The sequence below is a fragment of the Anabaena sp. CCY 9402-a genome (assembly GCF_963920945.1).
In the GTDB taxonomy this organism is placed as follows: domain Bacteria; phylum Cyanobacteriota; class Cyanobacteriia; order Cyanobacteriales; family Nostocaceae; genus Trichormus; species Trichormus minutissimus.
On sequence record NZ_CAWUDL010000189.1, the window covers coordinates 1 to 1,315 of the forward strand.

Genomic DNA, 1,315 nt, shown 5'->3' on the forward strand with positions numbered 1-1,315 from the left:
CAGGGCGAACGCATCTAAATATTAAGGAGCGATAATCAAGGTGGAATTCGCCAACACTCCACCAAACAGGACTTTCAGAGAATTGGGGATGAAGCTGAATAAGAATGATAATCGTTGTAGGGGATGCTCCCGTTTGTGGCAGCCGACGGCTGCCAAGCAATACAGGTTCGTTTTTGTAGTAAATTCGATATGCGTTAAACAAAAAGAACCAGACTATAGTTGAATGAAGATCAAGCCCAAAATCACGATTGCTGACCACTTTCTGGGAATAGAAGATCCACGCATAGATCGTACCAAACGACACAAGTTAATCGATATCATGACCATTGCCGTATGTGCGGTGATTTGTGGGGCGGATGGATGGGTGGGAATCGAGACTTATGGTTGTGGTAAGTATGAGTGGTTAAAAACATTTTTAGAACTCCCAAATGGGATTCCGTCACATGATACATTTGCGCGAGTATTTGCACAAATAAATCCTCAACAATTTCAGTCATGTTTTGTCGATTGGATGAAATCAATACATCAGATAACTTCAGGGGAAGTAATTGCAATTGATGGTAAAACATTACGTGGCTCTTATGATGAAAGTAGTGAGCAAAGTGCAATACAAATAGTGAGCGCATGGGCAACTACAAATAGATTAGTATTAGGACAAGTGAAGGTAGATGAAAAATCGAATGAAATTACAGCAATTCCAGAGTTGTTAAAAGTATTAGCTTTATCTGGATGTATTGTGACAATCGATGCAATGGGTTGCCAAAAAGAAATTGTGAAGCTAATTACACAGCAAAATGCAGATTACGTAATTACATTAAAAAAGAATCAAGGAAATCTTTATGATGAGGTTGAAAAACTATTCCATTTAGGGATAAGTAAAGGTTTTGAGGGGATTGAACATAGCACATATAAAACAGATGAAATAGGGCATGGTCGTCGTGAAATCCGCCAATATGTGATGTTATCTCAAATTCAGTCTCGGCTTAACCCAGATTCAGTTTGGTCAAACTTTAATAGTGTTGGAATGGTAGAATCTGTTCGTTCATTAAATGGTGAAACAACGGTTGAAACCCATTATTTTATCAGTAGCCTTGAGTCAAATGCTAAACAGTTTGGTAATTCTATTCGCAGCCATTGGGGAATTGAAAATTCATTGCATTGGATATTGGATGTCGCCTTGAAGGAAGATGACTGTCGGATTAGGAAAGATAATGCTCCACAGAATTTTGCAATTCTCAGACATATTGCAGTCAATCTTTTAGGTCAAGAGAAGCGTGTCAAACGGGGAATAAAAAATAAACAGTTTCTCGCTGGG

The 1,315-nt window shown here is 38.6% G+C and carries 2 protein-coding genes; one reads left to right on the forward strand and one right to left on the reverse strand.

Going from position 1 to position 1,315, the window contains the following annotated elements; genetic code table 11:
• The coding region (locus ACM0OR_RS28215; protein ID WP_414579711.1) for a hypothetical protein at positions 1 to 202 on the reverse strand (202 nt) is incomplete at its 3' end.
• A gap of 21 nt (positions 203 to 223) precedes the next feature.
• Here ACM0OR_RS28215 and ACM0OR_RS28220 point away from each other — a divergent pair.
• Positions 224 to 1,315, forward strand: a 1,092-nt coding sequence (locus ACM0OR_RS28220) for an ISAs1 family transposase (RefSeq protein ID WP_414579713.1), incomplete at its 3' end; no start/stop codon positions are given.